The 16,407-nt window shown below is 66.3% G+C and carries 17 protein-coding genes; 3 read left to right on the forward strand and 14 right to left on the reverse strand.

What is annotated here, in order from left to right:
• Positions 1-14: 14 nt before the first annotated feature.
• Both QFZ65_RS00470 and QFZ65_RS00475 read right to left on the reverse strand, forming a co-directional pair.
• Positions 15-1,484, reverse strand: a complete 1,470-nt coding sequence (locus QFZ65_RS00470; protein ID WP_306907366.1) for a GAF domain-containing serine/threonine-protein kinase — start codon at positions 1,482-1,484, stop codon at positions 15-17.
• Between the two features lie 120 nt (positions 1,485-1,604).
• Positions 1,605-3,218 (reverse strand): peptide chain release factor 3, encoded by a 1,614-nt coding sequence (locus tag QFZ65_RS00475; RefSeq protein WP_306907368.1) that lies wholly within the window; start codon positions 3,216-3,218, stop codon positions 1,605-1,607.
• A gap of 335 nt (positions 3,219-3,553) precedes the next feature.
• Between QFZ65_RS00475 and disA the strand changes: the two genes are divergently transcribed.
• Positions 3,554-4,630 (forward strand): DNA integrity scanning diadenylate cyclase DisA, encoded by a 1,077-nt coding sequence (disA, locus tag QFZ65_RS00480; RefSeq protein WP_306907370.1) that lies wholly within the window; start codon positions 3,554-3,556, stop codon positions 4,628-4,630.
• A 90-nt stretch (positions 4,631-4,720) separates the two neighbouring features.
• Here the strand turns inward: disA and QFZ65_RS00485 are convergent, their stop codons facing one another.
• A complete protein-coding gene (locus QFZ65_RS00485) occupies positions 4,721-5,446 on the reverse strand; it encodes a hypothetical protein (RefSeq protein ID WP_306907371.1) in 726 nt (241 codons plus the stop codon).
• 241 nt (positions 5,447-5,687) lie between these two features.
• On the opposite strand from QFZ65_RS00485, the gene QFZ65_RS00490 reads away from it, so the two are divergent.
• Together QFZ65_RS00490 and QFZ65_RS00495 are read left to right on the forward strand one after the other, a co-directional pair.
• A complete protein-coding gene (locus tag QFZ65_RS00490; RefSeq protein ID WP_373427621.1) occupies positions 5,688-6,524 on the forward strand; it encodes an A/G-specific adenine glycosylase in 837 nt (278 codons plus the stop codon).
• 156 nt (positions 6,525-6,680) lie between these two features.
• The gene (locus QFZ65_RS00495; protein ID WP_306907375.1) at positions 6,681-7,457 is read left to right on the forward strand and encodes a hypothetical protein; all 777 of its coding nucleotides are present in this window, start codon (positions 6,681-6,683) and stop codon (positions 7,455-7,457) included.
• 3 nt (positions 7,458-7,460) lie between these two features.
• Here the strand turns inward: QFZ65_RS00495 and dhaM are convergent, their stop codons facing one another.
• The 11 genes from dhaM to QFZ65_RS00550 all read right to left on the reverse strand — a co-directional run bounded on the left by dhaM (position 7,461) and on the right by QFZ65_RS00550 (position 16,406).
• Positions 7,461-8,132 carry a dihydroxyacetone kinase phosphoryl donor subunit DhaM gene (gene dhaM / locus QFZ65_RS00500; protein WP_306907377.1) on the reverse strand — a complete coding sequence of 224 codons (672 nt, stop codon included), beginning with the start codon at positions 8,130-8,132 and terminating at the stop codon, positions 7,461-7,463.
• Positions 8,129-8,755 (reverse strand): dihydroxyacetone kinase subunit DhaL, encoded by a 627-nt coding sequence (gene dhaL, locus QFZ65_RS00505; protein ID WP_306907379.1) that lies wholly within the window; start codon positions 8,753-8,755, stop codon positions 8,129-8,131. The genes dhaM and dhaL overlap by 4 nt, the downstream gene beginning before the upstream one ends.
• A 2-nt stretch (positions 8,756-8,757) precedes the next feature.
• Positions 8,758-9,759, reverse strand: a complete 1,002-nt coding sequence (dhaK, locus tag QFZ65_RS00510; protein ID WP_306907381.1) for a dihydroxyacetone kinase subunit DhaK — start codon at positions 9,757-9,759, stop codon at positions 8,758-8,760.
• 155 nt (positions 9,760-9,914) lie between these two features.
• On the reverse strand, positions 9,915-10,532 hold the full coding sequence (locus QFZ65_RS00515; RefSeq protein WP_306907383.1) for a GAF and ANTAR domain-containing protein: 618 nt from the start codon (positions 10,530-10,532) through the stop codon (positions 9,915-9,917).
• A gap of 57 nt (positions 10,533-10,589) precedes the next feature.
• Positions 10,590-10,889 (reverse strand): hypothetical protein, encoded by a 300-nt coding sequence (locus QFZ65_RS00520; protein WP_306907385.1) that lies wholly within the window; start codon positions 10,887-10,889, stop codon positions 10,590-10,592.
• A gap of 13 nt (positions 10,890-10,902) precedes the next feature.
• Positions 10,903-11,625 carry a GAF and ANTAR domain-containing protein gene (locus QFZ65_RS00525; protein ID WP_306907386.1) on the reverse strand — a complete coding sequence of 241 codons (723 nt, stop codon included), beginning with the start codon at positions 11,623-11,625 and terminating at the stop codon, positions 10,903-10,905.
• A 139-nt stretch (positions 11,626-11,764) separates the two neighbouring features.
• The gene (locus QFZ65_RS00530) at positions 11,765-12,010 is read right to left on the reverse strand and encodes a hypothetical protein (RefSeq protein ID WP_306907387.1); all 246 of its coding nucleotides are present in this window, start codon (positions 12,008-12,010) and stop codon (positions 11,765-11,767) included.
• Positions 12,011-12,140: 130 nt separating this feature from the next.
• Positions 12,141-12,647 (reverse strand): amino-acid N-acetyltransferase, encoded by a 507-nt coding sequence (locus QFZ65_RS00535; protein WP_306907388.1) that lies wholly within the window; start codon positions 12,645-12,647, stop codon positions 12,141-12,143.
• A 181-nt stretch (positions 12,648-12,828) separates the two neighbouring features.
• Positions 12,829-15,321, reverse strand: a complete 2,493-nt coding sequence (locus QFZ65_RS00540; protein WP_306907390.1) for an ATP-dependent Clp protease ATP-binding subunit — start codon at positions 15,319-15,321, stop codon at positions 12,829-12,831.
• A 340-nt stretch (positions 15,322-15,661) separates the two neighbouring features.
• A complete protein-coding gene (locus tag QFZ65_RS00545; protein ID WP_306907392.1) occupies positions 15,662-15,988 on the reverse strand; it encodes an Lsr2 family protein in 327 nt (108 codons plus the stop codon).
• Between the two features lie 226 nt (positions 15,989-16,214).
• The gene (locus QFZ65_RS00550) at positions 16,215-16,406 is read right to left on the reverse strand and encodes a hypothetical protein (RefSeq protein ID WP_306907395.1); all 192 of its coding nucleotides are present in this window, start codon (positions 16,404-16,406) and stop codon (positions 16,215-16,217) included.
• Position 16,407 lies beyond the last annotated feature (1 nt).

Genomic DNA, 16,407 nt, shown 5'->3' on the forward strand with positions numbered 1-16,407 from the left:
TCGGACTTCGACTCCTAGCGGGCGATGGCTTCCCGGCTCTGCAGCCGCATCTCGAGGTCGTTCATCACGATTGCGGCAAGGTCTTCCAGCATCCGCGTGTCCTCGTCGGTGAACTCCCGCGGCTGCCGGTCCAGGATGCAGAACGTGCCGAGGTTGTAGCCGTCCGGGGTGCGCAGCGGCACGCCGGCGTAAAACTGCAGCCCGAATTCTCCTGCCACGAGCGGGTTGGCGAGGCTCCGGGGGTCAACGGTGGCATCCCGGATGACCCAGGTGTCGTCCTGGAGGATCGCCGAGGCACAGAGTCCCGGGTCGCGGCCGATTTCGGTGACGTCGGTACCGTGGTGGGCCTTGAACCAAATCCGGTCGTGGTCCACCACGCTGACGATCGCCACCGGCACGGAGAACAGGCGGGCTGCCAGGCCGGCGATCCGGTTGAAAGCCCCGTCCTCGGGAGTGTCCAGGATCCGGTACCGTTCCACCGCCCGCATGCGACCTTCCTCGTCTGCCTCGGACGGCGTCTTGTCGAGGCGGTGCCGGCCTGTCCCCTTGATCACCTCCTGCCGCAGCGCCAAGGACACCTCCCGGGCGGCCGGGCGGCTAGAGGGATCGCGGGCGAGCATTGAGGAGAGAAGAGCCACCCAGATCGGAGCCAGTTCCTCCGGGATGTGCGGATCCTCCAGCAGCCGGGCCACGGCGGACTGGATCGGAGCGCCCGGGTAGGCCATCTTTCCGGTGAGCCCCTCGAGCAGCACCAGGCCGAGTGAGTAGATGTCACTGGCAGTGCCGGCGGGCTCGCCTGCGGCCTGCTCCGGGCTGAGGTATGCCGGCGTTCCCGACGTTCCGCCGTCGTCGGTGTGGTTCTCCCCCTGAAGGACCGCGACGCCGAAGTCGCTGAGTTTCGCCCGGGGACGCCGGTCATCGTTGCTGTAGTCCACCAGCAGGATGTTTGCCGGTTTGATGTCCCGGTGCACGATGCCGTGGTGGTGCATGTACGAGATTCCGTCGGCCAGGTCGTGACCGATCAGCGCCATATGCGCCGCCGAGAGGGGCCCCTGGGCGGCGCGGTGGCGCAGGTCCGGCCCGCGGACCAGTTCCATGACGAGGTAGGTGAGTTGTGCATCCGGGTCAGCGAGGTCGGCCCCGGCGTCGAACAGGGTCACGAGGGCGTGGTGGCTCAACCCGGCGAGGAGGCGCACTTCCTGCTCCTGATGGCGTGAGCGCTCAAAGTCATCGGCACCGTTGCGGAAGACTTTAATGGCGACCTTGCGCTGCAGGAACTCGTCATGGGCCCGGTAGACGGTGGATTGGCTTCCGCGCCCGATAAGTTCTTCAACCCGGTAGCGGCCGCTCAGCAGGAACCCGGGCTCCATGGTGCGTGTGGGAGTGACCGGCCTGGTTGCTGCCGGCGGTGAAATCGTGTCAGTCAAAGAGTGTTCGGTGTCCCTCAGTGCGGGGCCGCCCACAACGTCGGGCGGATCAGTCAACTACCGGCAGGCTCGCCGGCGCCCGCATCATTAGCAAGGTTACTTATGGTAACCCGGATGCCGGGTTCAGGAAGCCCTGCAGCACATTTTCCTGAACGTTCCCCGAAACCCCGGCCGACGCTATTTCGCAGGGTTGTGGGTGCCGATCGGCAACAGGGTCAGGTCCGGATGGTTCTTCTCGATCCTGCGCAGCGCCCACACGTCGTTGAACAGGGCCAGGTACTCGCCGTCGGACCGCAGCAGGACCTCGGCCCCGGGCACATTGGCCAGCGCCGGCATGGCATCCGCCGTCGAGATCCGGGCCAGTGAATACGGCAGCCGCTCCAGGCGCATCGGCGCGCTGAAGTCGTGCGCCATCCGGTCCTCGACCACTTCGAACTGCATGGGTCCGACGGCGGCCAGCACCGGCGCCTGGTCCCCACGGACGTCCGAGCGAAGGACCTGGATGACGCCTTCGTGCTCCAGCTGCTCGATGCCGCGGCGGAACTGCTTGAAGCGGCTGGGGTCCTTGGACCGCGCTACCTGGAAGTGCTCCGGGGCGAACAGGGGGATGGCCGGGAACTCAACCGGCTCATCCAAGTAAAGGCTGTCACCGACCCGCAGCGAGGAGGCGTTCACCAGGCCCACGACGTCGCCGGGGAAGGCCTCGTCGATGACCTCGCGTTCGCGGCCGAAGACCTGCTGGGCGTATTTGGTGGCGAAGGACTTCCCGGTCCGCGCCTGGGTCACCACCATGCCGCGTTCAAAGATGCCGGAGCAGATCCGGATGAAGGCAACGTGGTCGCGGTGCGCCTTGTTCATGCCGGCCTGGACCTTGAAGACGAAGCCGGAGAACGGAGCGTCGACCGGCCGGGCCGTGCCGTCGACGTCGGGCCGGGGCGCTGCGGGCGGCGCGAAGTCCACGAGCGCGTCGAGGATTTCCTTCACGCCGAAGTTCAGCGCGGCGGAGCTGAACAGGATGGGCGTCCCCTTGCCGGCGTGGAACGCCTCGACGTCGAACTCGAGGTTCGATTCGATCACGAGGCCCGCCTCGTCCAGCGCGTTGGACCAGTCCTCGCCCTGGCTGGCCGCTGCCTCTTCCGGGGTGAAGTACTCGGTGAGGGCGATGTTCGCGCCGGCGTTGTTGCGCTTGAACTGGGCAAAGCGGTCATTGCGAAGGTCCCAGACCCCGCGGAAGTCACCGGAGATGCCCACGGCCCAGGTCAGCGGCATCGGCTGGAGCCCGGTGCGTTCGGTGATCTCGTCCATGAGCGCGAGCGCGTCCAGGCCGGGCCGGTCCCACTTGTTGATCACGGTGATGATGGGGAGGTTGCGCTGCTTGCAGACCTCGAAGAGCTTCATGGTCTGGGTTTCCAGGCCCTTTGCCGCGTCGACCAGCATTACGGCACAGTCCACCGCCGCCAGGACCCGGTAGGTGTCTTCGGAGAAGTCGGCGTGGCCGGGCGTGTCCAGCAGGTTGATCACGGTGTCCCGGTAGGCGAACTGCAGGGCCGCGGAGCTGATCGAAATGCCGCGGTCCTTCTCCATCTGCATCCAGTCCGAGACCGTCTCCTTGCGGTTGGCCTTGCCGCTGGACGCTCCGGCCGTGCCGATCACCTTGGCGTGCAGCGCGAGCGCCTCGGTCAGGGTCGACTTTCCCGCGTCGGGGTGCGAGATGACCGCAAATGTCCGACGCCGGGCCGCCTGCTTGTGAATCTCCTGGACTCGGGCGGGGCTGAGGACGTCTTGTGACACGGGGCTACTTTCGCTGCGGCGTTGGATGAGGGGAATCGCGCGGAGAGCCCGCGGTCCACCATGGCTTCCAGTTTATCGCAGGCCGCATAACTGGCACGAAGCAGGTTCCCGGGGCCACCAAAGTGCGCTGCCGGGCAGCGGCCGGAGGGACCGTTCCCGCGGCCTGCGTGACAGCTTCAAATGGGCCACTTTAAGGCTTGCCTGTGCGGTTGCAGTAGCCCGTTACCTCTATCATGGTGAGAGCGGGAAACCGAGTACTTTTTTGATCCTGCCGGGAAACTCTGGAACCGGCGTACCTGCGGGCACCAAGCCTGCAACCTTGAAGGGAAAAATCCATGGCTCGGAGCCCTGAAGATTCACTCAAGGCGACTCTGGGCAGGGTGGCACCGGGCACGGCCCTCCGCGACGGCCTGGAACGCATCCTCCGTGGACGGACCGGCGCACTGATCGTGCTTGGCATCGACCGCACCATCGAATCCATCTGTTCCGGCGGCTTCGAGATCGGCATCGACTTTTCCCCGACGCGGCTCAGGGAACTGGCCAAAATGGACGGCGCCATCATTTGCGACAAGGACGCCGGCAACATCCTGCGGGCCGCCGTGCAGCTGGTGCCGGATTCCAGCATCGAAACCCAGGAGTCGGGCACCCGCCACCGCACCGCCGAACGCGTGGCCATCCAGACCGGCGTTCCGGTGATCTCGGTGAGCCAGTCCATGCAGATCATCGCGCTCTACGTCAACGGACTGCGGCACGTCCTGGAGGGCTCGGAGAAGGTTTTGGCCCGCGCCAACCAGGCCCTGGCGACCCTGGAACGGTACCGGTCGCGGCTGGACCAGGTGACCAGCTCGCTCTCCGCGCTCGAAATCGAGGCCATGGTGACGGTCCGCGACGTCGCCGTCACCCTCCAGCGCCAGGAGATGGTGCGCCGCATTTCCGAGGAAATCTCGCAGTACGTGCTGGAACTGGGCGAGGACGGCCGCCTGCTGTCGTTGCAGCTCGACGAACTGACAGTGGGCCGCGGCCCGGGCAGCGACGTCATCATCCGCGACTACTCCCGCCCCGACAGCTCCCCGGAAGACATCGACAATGCCGTCAAGGCACTGGTCAGCCTCGGCCCGCAGGAACTGATCGACCTGAGCAAGATCGCTGGCATCGTGGGTTTCGCCGGCGGGGAGGCCAACCTCGATGCGGTGGTCCAGCCGCGCGGCTACCGTTTGCTGTCCGGGCTCAAGGCGGTGCCCAAAGCCGTAGCGGACCGGCTGGTGGACCACTTCGGCGGGCTGCAGTTCCTCATGGCCGCCACAATCGATGACCTCATGACCGTGGACGGCATCGGCGACCAGCGCGCCCGCACCGTCCGTGAAGGTCTGAGCCGGATGGCTGAGGCAAGCCTGCTGGACCGGTTCCTCTAAATCCCAACTGCTGCTCCGTAAGCGCCGTTATGGGGCCCCAAAACGGCGCTTACGGAGCAACAGATGGGGATTAGGGCCACAGATGGGGGGTTACTTGAGCTGGAAGACGGCCTTGGGGCTCGTCTTGTTCGCCAGCCGCGCCGTGAAGACGTAGTACGCGCCGCCCGCTCCCGGCTTGGCCTCTACGGAATCGCAACCCTGGACGGTGCGGTTGCGCTGCCACGGGAAGTTGGCCGTCTCGCTCTTGCCCGGCGCGATGGTCTTCATCAAATCCGTGTTGTCCGCCTGGCAATCCTGGGACGAAAAGATCCGGTCCGAGCCGCTTGTGATCAGGAACTCCATCTGCGAAGTCCCGATGTTGACCTCGCACGGGACCTTGTTGTTGTTCGTCACTTTGAGGGTGAGCAGGGGTTTCTCGCCGGCACCGTAGCTTGGCTTGTCGGTGGAGGCCGAGACAGCGATGAGGTTCTGCTGGCAGCCGCTGCCTTCGGACGTGCTTGCTGAAGGCGTAGCCGAGGAAGCGTCGGACGGGGCCGCGGACTGGTTGGGGCCGGGCGTCTGGCCTTCTGCATGCGTGGCGGCCGGGTCCTGAGCAGACCCTCCGCCGCCGTTGATGATGCTGGCCACGGCAATGAAGCCGCCCACGACGACGACGATGACCACCAGAAGGGCGGCGCCGACCACCAGCCGGCGCCGGCGGAAGACCGGACTGACGGGTTTCCGTACGGGCCTCCTGGCGGGGCCGCGCGCTGGCTGTCCGCTGCCGGAACCCTTCGGCCGTGAACCGTTCGTGCCTGAGTTGCCTTGCCTGCCCATCCTTCTAGGCTAGAGAACCGGGCAGACGATGGAGAACCACCACGCCGCTGACCGGATCATCGCTGGCATCTATTACGCTGATTGGATCGAAACCCTGACCTGCTCCCCCGCCCTCCCGCTGGCCGCACCCCCGGAAAGCCAACGGTTGCCGCTGGCAAGCCTGCACGCTGCCCTGGATGACTGGTTCAGCTCGCACGCCCGCGAGCTGCCCTGGCGGGACCCCGGCTGCTCGCCCTGGGGCGTGCTGGTCAGCGAGATCATGCTCCAGCAGACACCGGTGGTGCGGGTGCTGCCCGTCTGGGAGGAGTGGCTGCGGCGCTGGCCCCAGCCTGCTGACCTGGCCAGGGAGCCTGCGGGCGAGGCCGTCCGCGCCTGGGGCCGGCTGGGCTATCCGCGCCGTGCGCTGCGCCTGCATGCGGCCGCCGCGGCGATCGAGGACAGCCACGACGGGATGGTCCCGGCCACGTATGCGGAACTGTTGGGGCTCCCCGGCGTGGGAAGCTACACAGCCGCGGCCGTCGCCGCGTTCGCCTACGGGCGCCGGGAAACGGTGGTGGACACGAACATCCGCCGCGTCCATGCACGGCTGTTTGATGGCGTGGCCCTGCCGGCCCAGGCGCTGACCGCCGCGGAGATGCGGCTGGCGGCCGAGGTACTGCCGGAGGACGTCGGGGCCTCCGTGCGCTGGAATGCCTCCGTCATGGAACTCGGCGCCCTGCTGTGCACCGCGCGGGCTCCGAAGTGCGGGCAGTGCCCGGTGCGCGATTCCTGCGCCTGGCTGGCCGCCGGCGAGCCGCCGCCCACCTATAAGCCGAAAGGACAGTCATGGCATGGGACCGACCGCCAGGTCCGCGGCGCCGTGCTGGCCGTCCTTCGGGTCGCCGACGCCCCGGTGCCGCCCGAACTGCTGCAGCGCGCCCCGGCGGACCTCGGCTTCGAGCCGGATGGGATTGCCATTCCGCTCGCCGCCCTGCATCGGCTCAACCCCGGTCCCGAGCAGCTTGAACGTGCGCTCGACGGCCTCCTGGTCGACGGTCTCGCGGAACTGCACCTTGGCGGTCTCCGGCTCCCGGCCTGAGCCCCGGCAGCGCCGGCGCAGAAGACCCGGATGCCCTAGCTGTACCCGCCTCCCGGATCTACCCTGAAGCATGCGCATGTTTGCGCGGGTACTCCCCCTGGCTATTGCAGCGCTGCCTGCAGCCGATGCGGCGTCCTCCGGCAGGAACGTATCGGCATGCCCGTGCCCGTCGGAGCGGGAACGTACACGATGAACTCGCAGAACATCCGCCACTGGATCCTCGCAGGCCTGTGGGCCTTGCCGGTATCGGGCCTGATCACCGCCTGGGCAACGCTCGAACCGCAGCCGGACCAGAACCGGAATCCCGACGCTTGGGCGCATTTTGTCAGCTCGGATTCGTACCAGGTCACCCACCTGTTCGGCAGCACCGGAGGCACGGTCCTTGCCATCTTCGGTCTCTTCGCCCTCGGCTGCCGGCTGGCCAACAGCCGGGTGGGGCGCCTGGCCCTGGCATCGATGGTGATTGCCGTGGCGGGGACGTCCCTGCTGTTGGTTCCGGCAGCGATCTCCACGTTCGCCACCCCGGCGGTGGGAAGGGCATTCCTTGAGGGCAACGAAGAGGCCATGAGGCTTGAGTTCCCCGCAGCGATGACGGTTACCTTCCTGCTGGGCCTGTTGCTGGCATTCCTGGGCAACGTGCTGCTGGGCGTCGCCGTCTGGCAGTCGCATGTGCTGCCGCGCTGGGCCGGAGCAGTCTGGGTGGCGGGCGCGGTGCTTTTCTACGTCCTGGGCGTGGTGCTGGGACAGGCCACGACCGGCAGCAGCCTGCCCACGCAGACCGCCGGGGCGCTGCTGGCGGCGGTTGCAGGCGGCTGGATCGCATGGACCACAACAAGGCAGGGCCAAGAAGCCCCGGACCTCGCCACGGCGCCTATTGGCCCCGGCGGGCGGGAACCGGGGCAGGGACCTGCGCAGGAACCCGGGCAGGTCTAGTGGCTAAGGCTCCCCGAAGCCGCACTTGATCAGACCGCCGAGGTAGTCGACGGCCTTGGCGGCGTCCGGGCCGCTCGCTTCAACGCGAAGCACCGTCCCCCGCACCGCCCCGAGCATCATCAGCTCGGTCATCGACGCGCCGTCGGCCCCGTTGACGGTCACCTCTGCGTCCATACCGGACAGGGCGCCCGCGATCTTGGCCGCCGGACGGGCATGCATTCCCGCCTGGTTCACCACTTCGAACTCCCCGGCGGCCTCCGGCGGCTGGTGGTGTTCGTGCAGGTGCTCAGGAGCGGCCGGGGGCCGGTAGACAGCCTCCGCCGCTTCCTTGACCGTAGCGGCATTGCCCCCGACCTGCGCCGCCACGGCCGCCGCGACCAGCCCCTCGACCAGCGGCGCATCGGCAAGCAGCACGGACCCGGGGTCAGCTGCGAATTCCACGGCAGATTCCGCTGTCATCACCGCCGAGCCGAGATCGGTGAGGACCACCACCCCGTCGCCGCCGGCCGCCTGTTCCAGCGCCGCCATCACCCGTTCCATGCTCGTGCCGATCCGGCCGTCGTCAGTGCCCCCTGCGGGGATGATTCGAACGTCGGGCGCCATCTGGGCGGCAAGTTCGACGGCGCCGTCGGCGATCTTCTCGCTGTGGGAGACGACGACAAGCCCGACCGTCACGCGGAGGCCCCGGCGGCGGCACGCAGGATCAGGGCGGTGGACACGGCCCCAGGGTCGCGGTGGCCTATGCTGCGTTCGCCCAGATAGCTTGCGCGCCCCTTGCGGGCCTGCATGGGGTCCGTGGATACGGCTCCTGCCTCCGCTGCTTCCGCCGCGGCGGTCAGTACTTTGCGGACATCGCCGTCGGACGCAGCGGCTGCGGCCGCCTCAATGGCCGGCGTCCAGGCGTCCACCATCGTCTTGTCCCCGGGCTCCGCCTTGCCGCGGGCCACGATGCCGTCCCGGGCGGCCTGCAGGGCCGTCACCAGGGTGCTGGCGTCAATCTCTGCCTCGTCGCCCAGCGCCGTGGCGGCCCGCAGGAATGCAGTGCCGTAGAGCGGGCCGGCGGCTCCACCGACCTTGGAGATCAGCGTCATGGCCGTCAGCTTCAAGGCTGCCCCCGGTGTTTCCGGCGGCGTCTCGGCGAGTTTTGCGGTGACCGCCTTGAACCCGCGGTCCATGTTCTCGCCGTGGTCCGAGTCGCCGATCGGGCGGTCCAGTTCGATCAGTTCCTCGCGGTGGTCAGCCATCGCCTGCGCGGACAGGGCCAGCCACTCGAGGGTCCATTGAAGGTCGAGGCCCACGTTCAGGCACCCCAGCGGAGGGCGGGGGTGTGGACGGGCGCGTCCCAAAGGCTGGTCAGCTCGTCGTCGAGCCGCAGCACGGTGACCGAGCAGCCCTGCATCTCCAGGGAGGTGATGTAGTTGCCCACCAGCGAGCGCGCCACGGTGACTCCCTTCTCGGCCAGCAGTTGCGCCGCCCGGCGGTAGACGATGTACAGCTCGCTTTGCGGGGTGCCGCCCATGCCGTTTACGAACAGGAGCACGTTCTCCCCGGAGGCAAGGCCGAGGTCGCTGACGACGGGCTCCAGCAGCCGGTCCGTGATGCCGTCGGCGTTTTCCATCGGAATGCGGTGCCGGCCCGGCTCGCCATGGATGCCGATGCCGATTTCAATCTCGTTTTCCTCGAGGACGAAGCTGGGTGTTCCGGCGTGCGGGACGGTGCAGGCCGTCAGCGCGACGCCCATGCTGCGGACGTTCTGGTTGACCCGGTCACCAATGGCGGCGACCGCGTCGAGGTTGTCGCCCCGTTCGGCGGCCGCGCCGGCGATCTTCTCCACCAGCACGGTTCCCCCCACGCCCCTCCGGCCCGCCGTGTACAGCGAGTCCTGCACGGCAACGTCGTCATTGACAAGCACGGTCAGGACCTCCACTCCCTCGGCCTGGGCAAGTTCGGCTGCCGTTTCGAAGTTGAGGACGTCCCCGGTGTAGTTCTTCACGATATGGACGACGCCGGCACCCGAGTTGACGGCAAGCGTTGCAGGAAGGATCTGGTCCGGAGTGGGCGAGGTGAATACGGCACCCGGCACGGCGGCGTCGAGCATCCCCTTCCCCACGTAACCGCCGTGCAGCGGTTCGTGGCCGCTGCCGCCGCCAGAGACCAGCCCCACCTTTCCGGCCACGGGCGCGTCCTTGCGCACAATGTACTTCGGGTCCGCAAAGACAGTCACCAGGTCGGCGTGGGCGAGCCCGAACCCTTCCACTGACTCGTCAACCACGGCGCGGGGATCATTGATGAGCTTCTTCATGGCTGTGCTCCCTGGATGGTGTCCTGGCTGCTTGCCTAGACCCTACTACCGGGGGCCAGTCCGCGAAAGACTCCGCCTGGGAGGGGCCCAAGCGGCCCCGACGGCGCTCCCGGCCTGCTGTTTAGGACGCGTCCTGACCGGCCGTTACCTGGCCGTTAATCGTCGAAGTGGGTCGCAGTTTGCTTGGCGCCGGCTAACCGCCGGACGACTTCCTCGGCGACCGCACGAACTTTCAAGTTGCGGCTGTTGGAGGCGCGGAGGATGAATTGATACGCCTGTTCCTGGCTGCAGCGGTTTTGCGTCATGATCATGCCGCACGCGAGATCGATTGCTTCCTCGGTGAACACCCCGGCTACCGGGGCGAAAAAGTTCAAGGACGCAGACGCCGATTCACCTGCGTCAACAGGGACTCCCAGAACGCTGCGGTAGCCCGTCGAGGCGAGAGCCGCGGAGTACCGGGGCCAGCGCATGTCGTGGCCGACGTCGGCCAGCAGCACAGTTTCAAAGGTGCGGAGAGCCTCCATGCACGGCCCCTCGCCCAAGTCCTGTTCGATGTGGTCGAGGATCACGGCTTCATCGCTACTACCGGCGACCGTGGTTATCCGTTTGCGCCGCCGCAGTGTGACAGCGCAGGCAATGGGTGCACCGGCAGTCCGGCTCAGGGATGTAGCAGCATGTCTTGCCATACCGTCCAGGAAGCCCTTGATGTCGGGGCTGCCTTCAATGAGCTGATGGAGCCGTTGAAAGTCCTCGTTCTGCACGTCCGCGCCCACACCATCCATGCTAGGAGCTTGGAGACGGGAACAACAAGGAACGCAGCAAACAGGCTGTTACTCCGCGCCCGCTTCGCCCTCCTCGGCCTCGAGGAAGATGGCCCGGCTGTAGGTGGCACGCCGCCCATCGGCGCCGAGGCCGTCGAGGGACTCATTGAGCGCGTGCGCCAGCAGATCGCGTTCGATGGGAGGAAGGCTCAGGGCACCATAGACGTAGGCCTGGACTTCCATCAGGCCGGATTTACCGCCGATACTGAAATAAGCAATCCAGACCTTTTCCAGATCCAGGTCCGTTGCTGCCTCGAATGCTAGCCGGAAACCCTGACGCTGCTCATCCTCGTCCCCAGGGACGGCCATCGTTCACCCCCGGTCAAGTACCAAGTCCTTGCGTGGTCTGGATGATCTCGTCTGCCACTTCCCGCAGCGTCCGGGCCTCTTTCAAGGCTCTGGTCATCAGGTGCAGCATCGCGTCGTGACTCCCTATACCGCGGTTGGCCATGACGATCCCCTTGGCGGTGCTGATGATATCGCGCTGGGTCAGGGTGGACTTGAGCTGTTCGCTCAGCATCCGGCCCCGTTCGCGGGCTTGGACGTTGACAAGGAAGATCGAGGCCTGTGCCGCGAACAATTCCAGCAGCCGGATGAGCCGATGCGACGCCGCCTTCGGTTCTTTCCAGTAGATCTTGATGGCTCCGAAAGCCAGATCGCCCGAAAGAAGAGGAACACTGATGCAGGAGCGTAAGCCCAGATCGTCTGCTGCCATCCCCCACTCCGGCCAGCGGAGGTCCGTGCGCACATCCGAAATGTCCACCGGGTATCCGGAGGCCCACGCACTCAGGCAGGGGCCCTGCCCAAGATCGTATTGAAGGTTGTCGGCCTGCGCCACAATATCGCTCGTGGAAGCCGCACTGCTTCGGTTGCCGGTGGAGTCCATAAGGGATACGCCCGCTCCCGCGGCGTCATCCACGGCCAGGACTGCGGCCTCGGTGATGAGCGTCAGGGCGTTGGCGACCGTCTCCTCGGTCAGGAGCACGTTGGATAACCGCGCGAACACGATGGCCAGCTCGTCGGCCAGCGGCAATTCGGTGTCCATGATCGCTCCAATCCCGGCATTCTGGCCCTTGACGAACCAACTGCTTCTTGCTTCATCTCACCACACATGGCCTCTGCGTTCCACCCTTTGGCGGGTGGCTACGGCATGTTCGGGAGGGGACGCAGCAGCGGGCCTCCGGTCAGGACGCGGCGTCCGCCCGGGCAGAGAAATCGGGCCAGGCGTCGCCGCCGAGCCAGGAGAACGGCGGCGCGATGATGCGCCCCTGAGTCGTGCCTGCACTGCCGGTCTCGGCAGCACCGTGGAGACCAGGACCAGCGCCGCTTTCCGGTGCCCTCTCTGTCGCGAGTGCCGCGGCCGGCGCGGCCGCGGGTGCCATGTGCAGTGCAGAGAATTCGGACAAGGTCGCCTGATTGAGCAAGTTCATGCCTCCGGAGAGCTGAGCGGCCCACCCCCTGGGCCGGAGTCAGTTTATCCATCAACTTTATCGATGGGAAGAGGCGCGCGTGCCGGATCTCGCCGCGCCTGCACCTGCCGGGGAGTGCCCCGGAGGTGGCCTAAAGGGTCTTGATCATCCGAGTGTTGCCCAGGGTGTTGGGCTTCACGCGGGCCAGATCCAGGAATTCGGCCACGCCCTCGTCGTGCGAGCGCAGCAGTTCCGAATAGACCACGGGGTCGACGGCGGTCTGGTCGGCCATGACTTCGAAGCCGTGCTTCTTGAAGAAGTCCACTTCAAAGGTCAGGCAAAAGACCCGGGAAACCCCGAGCGCCCGGGCGTCGTCCAGCAGGCGCTCGACGAGGGTGTGCCCCACGCCCTTGCCCCGCCAGGAATCCGAGGCGGCCAGTGTGCGGACCTCCGCCAGGTCCTCCCACATCACATGCAGCGCCCCACACCCGATCACCTGGCCGCGGGCTTCGGCAATCCGGAACTCCTGAAGGCTTTCGTAGTAGGCCACGGTCTCTTTGGCCATGAGGATCCGCTGATCGGCCAGCGGAGCCACGAGCGCTTTGATGGCAGGGACATCGCTGGTGCGGGCAGGGCGGATGCGGATCGTCTCAGTCACAGGCCAATCCTACGGCGCGGCCCGGTTCCGCCCCGGCCTCACCCAACTGACTGGCACCAGTTGTCGCTATGGGCGCTCAAAGCGGCCACTGCTGCGAGTCAGTTGGGTGGGCGTCGGCAACGCAAAGGCCCCGCCGCCCCCTTGCGGGAACAGCGGGGCCAGTGTGCTTGGCCGCGGGCGCTTAGACGCTCGGGGCGATCTCCGGGATGCGCGGCTTGGCGTTGCCGGCGAAGGTGAACTTCGCGTCGTCGCCTTCGCCGTCCACATCCACCACCACGATGTCGCCGGCGTGCAGCTCGCCGAAGAGAATCTTCTCGGAGAGCTGGTCCTCGATCTCGCGCTGGATGGTCCGGCGCAGCGGCCGGGCACCCATGGCGGGATCGTAGCCGCGGGTTGCCAGGAGCACCTTGGCCGCGGCCGTGAGCTCGATGCCCATGTCCTTGTCCTTGAGGCGCTTCTCCAGCCGGGCAACGAACATGTCCACGATCTCGATGATCTCGTCCTGGGTCAGCTGCGGGAAGACCACAACATCGTCAACACGGTTCAGGAACTCGGGGCGGAAGTGCTGCTTGAGCTCCTCCGTGACGCGGGCGCGCATCCGGTTGTAGCCGGTCTGCGTGTCCGTGCCCGACTGGAAGCCGGTGGCGACGCTCTTGGAGATGTCCCGGGTGCCGAGGTTCGTGGTCATGATGATCACGGTGTTCTTGAAGTCCACCACCCGGCCCTGGGAGTCGGTCAGGCGGCCGTCTTCCAGGATCTGCAGCAGCGAGTTGAAGAGGTCGGCGTGCGCCTTCTCCACCTCGTCGAACAGGACCACGGAGAACGGACGACGCCGGACCTTCTCGGTCAGCTGGCCGCCCTCCTCGTAGCCCACGTAGCCCGGAGGGGCACCGAAGAGACGCGAGACGGTGTGCTTCTCCGAGTACTCGGACATGTCCAGCGTGATGAGGGCATCCTCTTCACCGAAGAGGAACTCGGCGAGGGCCTTGGCGAGTTCGGTCTTGCCGACGCCGGTGGGGCCGGCGAAGATGAACGAACCGCCCGGACGCTTCGGGTCCTTGAGGCCTGCACGGGTGCGGCGGATCGCCTGGGACAGAGACCTGATGGCCTCGTTCTGGCCGACGACGCGCTTGTGCAGCTCGTCTTCCATCTTCAGCAGGCGCGAGGACTCTTCCTCGGTCAGCTTGAAGACCGGGATGCCGGTGGAGTTCGCCAGCACCTCGGCGATGAGGTCCTCATCGACTTCGGAGATGTCGTCCATGCCGCCGGTCTTCCACTGGCGCTCCTTCTCGGCGCGCTCGGCAATGAGCTTCTGCTCCTTGTCGCGCAGCGAGGCGGCGCCTTCGAAGTCCTGCGCGTCAATCGCGGATTCCTTCTCCAGCTTCATGGCGGCAATACGCTCGTCCATCACCTTGAGCTCCGGCGGGGCAGTCATCCGGCGGATGCGCAGCCGGGCACCGGCCTCATCGATCAGGTCGATCGCCTTGTCCGGCAGGAACCGGTCCGAGATGTAGCGCTCGGACAGGCTCGCCGCCGAGGCGAGGGCGCCGTCGGTGATGGTGACGCGGTGGTGTGCCTCGTACCGGTCGCGCAGGCCTTTGAGGATCTCGATCGCGTGAGCGACGGAGGGCTCCTTGACCTGGATCGGCTGGAAACGGCGCTCCAGCGCGGCATCCTTCTCGATGTGCTTGCGGTACTCGTCCAGGGTGGTGGCACCGATGGTCTGCAGCTCGCCGCGGGCCAGCATCGGCTTCAGGATCGACGCCGCATCGATGGCACCTTCGGCTGCACCGGCGCCCACAAGCGTGTGGATCTCGTCGATGAAGAGGATGATGTCGCCGCGGGTGCGGATCTCCTTGAGGACCTTCTTCAGGCGCTCTTCGAAGTCACCGCGGTAACGGGAGCCGGCCACGAGGGACCCGAGGTCCAGCGTGTACAGCTGCTTGTCCTTGATGGTCTCCGGCACGTCGCCGCGGACAATCGCCTGCGCAAGGCCTTCGACGACGGCGGTCTTGCCGACACCGGGCTCGCCGATCAGCACCGGGTTGTTCTTGGTGCGGCGCGAAAGGACCTGCATGACGCGTTCCATCTCGGACTCGCGCCCGATGACGGGGTCAAGCTTGTTCTCCCGCGCGGCCTGCGTGAGGTTGCGGCCGAACTGGTCCAGGACGACGGAACCGGCAGGGGTGCCCTCAGCCTGGCCGGGGCCGACCCCGGCTCCGCTGGATTCCTTGCCCTGGTAGCCCGACAGCAGCTGGATGACCTGCTGGCGGACCCGGTTCAGGTCAGCACCGAGCTTGACGAGCACCTGGGCGGCCACACCTTCACCCTCGCGGATGAGACCGAGCAGGATGTGCTCGGTGCCGATGTAGTTATGTCCCAGCTGCAGGGCCTCGCGCAGCGAGAGCTCCAGCACCTTCTTGGCCCGGGGCGTGAAGGGGATATGCCCGGACGGGGCCTGCTGGCCCTGGCCGATGATCTCCTGCACCTGCTCGCGGACTCCGTCGAGCGAAATGCTCAAGGACTCGAGGGCTTTGGCGGCCACACCTTCACCCTCATGGATCAGACCCAAGAGGATGTGTTCGGTACCAATGTAATTGTGGTTCAGCATGCGTGCCTCTTCTTGGGCAAGCACAACTACGCGACGGGCACGGTCCGTAAATCGCTCAAACATTTCGCCACACTCCTAGCTACGACGTACTTTGATGCTACGTGGCCGGGTTCGAGATTTGGGGCTTGTTCGCCACAGGGGAAACCGGGGCACTTCCGCGGCGCCGGTCGGGCACCGCCAACCGGAGCCCGCTAGGGGCCTCTGGGAGGGAGGACGGCGGGCCTGGGACTGCTTCCCGCGGGGTCGCCGCCGCAGCCCGACGTCGCCCGTCGTCGTCGCCGGACCCGTCGTCGCGCGACCCGCCGGCCCAGACCGCCTTCAGCCCAACCGCCGGCACTCCGCCCGAAAACGACAGTGCCCCCGCCGCAAAAGGCAAGGGCACGCCGACTTTCAAACGTTCGGCTTAGGAATTTGCCTTTTGGTACGCTTCCTGAATTTCAGCCTGGATGCGGCCGCGGCTGTTTACCGCATAACCGTTGTCGCGGGCCCACTGACGGATCTGCGCAGAGTCCTGATTGCGGCCGGCGGATACCCGACTTCGTGTGGCGCGGCCACCGGAAATCTTCCGCGCGTGCTGAACAAAGCGCTCAACCGCAGAGCGCAGTTCTGCCGCATTACGCGATGACAGGTCGATTTCATAGCTGACGCCGTCGAGCCCGAAGCGGACGGTTTCGTCCGCGGATCCCCCGTCCAGGTCGTCAACGAGGATGATCTTTACTTTCTGTGCCATAAAGACCCTCTTTCCGAAAGGACGAGCTTCCAAAAACGGCTAGCTGGCGAAAGGGCTAGGTTTGCTAACAACTAGGTCCACTAACAGCCACGTTTACTAACAGACAGATTCACTACCAGTTGGGCTTGCAAAAGCAGGACTTATGCAATAAGTATCCTCCGCCTTGCGGCGGCGCGTCAAAGCGGAAAGGGATTTCTAAAGGAAATCCCAAGAAAGCCAATAAGGCCTATTTAACGGGTCCGGGCGAATGGCCGGTCCCGGGACCGGAATCACCCGCGCGGGCCTTATTGTCGGCTTCGGCCTGGGCGCGCGCCTCCGCCTGGCGCTCTGATTTGTCTGCGTTGAAGATCGACTTCATGGCAAACCAGAAAAGCAGGCCGACGACGACCGATGGCAGCAATACGGCGATGTATTCCATT

Origin of the sequence: Arthrobacter sp. B3I9 (assembly GCF_030816935.1) — a bacterium.
GTDB lineage: Bacteria > Actinomycetota > Actinomycetes > Actinomycetales > Micrococcaceae > Arthrobacter.

What these genes read in the sequence shown, in the direction of transcription:
- disA (WP_306907370.1), top strand. Translation starts at nt 3,554, where the DNA reads ATGGCTCGGAGCCCTGAAGATTCACTCAAGGCGACTCTGGGCAGGGTG.
- QFZ65_RS00485 (WP_306907371.1), bottom strand. Translation starts at nt 5,446, where the DNA reads ATGGGCAGGCAAGGCAACTCAGGCACGAACGGTTCACGGCCGAAGGGT.
- QFZ65_RS00495 (WP_306907375.1), top strand. Translation starts at nt 6,681, where the DNA reads ATGCCCGTGCCCGTCGGAGCGGGAACGTACACGATGAACTCGCAGAAC.
- dhaK (WP_306907381.1), bottom strand. Translation starts at nt 9,759, where the DNA reads ATGAAGAAGCTCATCAATGATCCCCGCGCCGTGGTTGACGAGTCAGTG.
- QFZ65_RS00520 (WP_306907385.1), bottom strand. Translation starts at nt 10,889, where the DNA reads ATGGCCGTCCCTGGGGACGAGGATGAGCAGCGTCAGGGTTTCCGGCTA.
- QFZ65_RS00525 (WP_306907386.1), bottom strand. Translation starts at nt 11,625, where the DNA reads ATGGACACCGAATTGCCGCTGGCCGACGAGCTGGCCATCGTGTTCGCG.
- QFZ65_RS00530 (WP_306907387.1), bottom strand. Translation starts at nt 12,010, where the DNA reads ATGAACTTGCTCAATCAGGCGACCTTGTCCGAATTCTCTGCACTGCAC.
- QFZ65_RS00540 (WP_306907390.1), bottom strand. Translation starts at nt 15,321, where the DNA reads ATGTTTGAGCGATTTACGGACCGTGCCCGTCGCGTAGTTGTGCTTGCC.
- QFZ65_RS00545 (WP_306907392.1), bottom strand. Translation starts at nt 15,988, where the DNA reads ATGGCACAGAAAGTAAAGATCATCCTCGTTGACGACCTGGACGGGGGA.
- QFZ65_RS00550 (WP_306907395.1), bottom strand. Translation starts at nt 16,406, where the DNA reads ATGGAATACATCGCCGTATTGCTGCCATCGGTCGTCGTCGGCCTGCTT.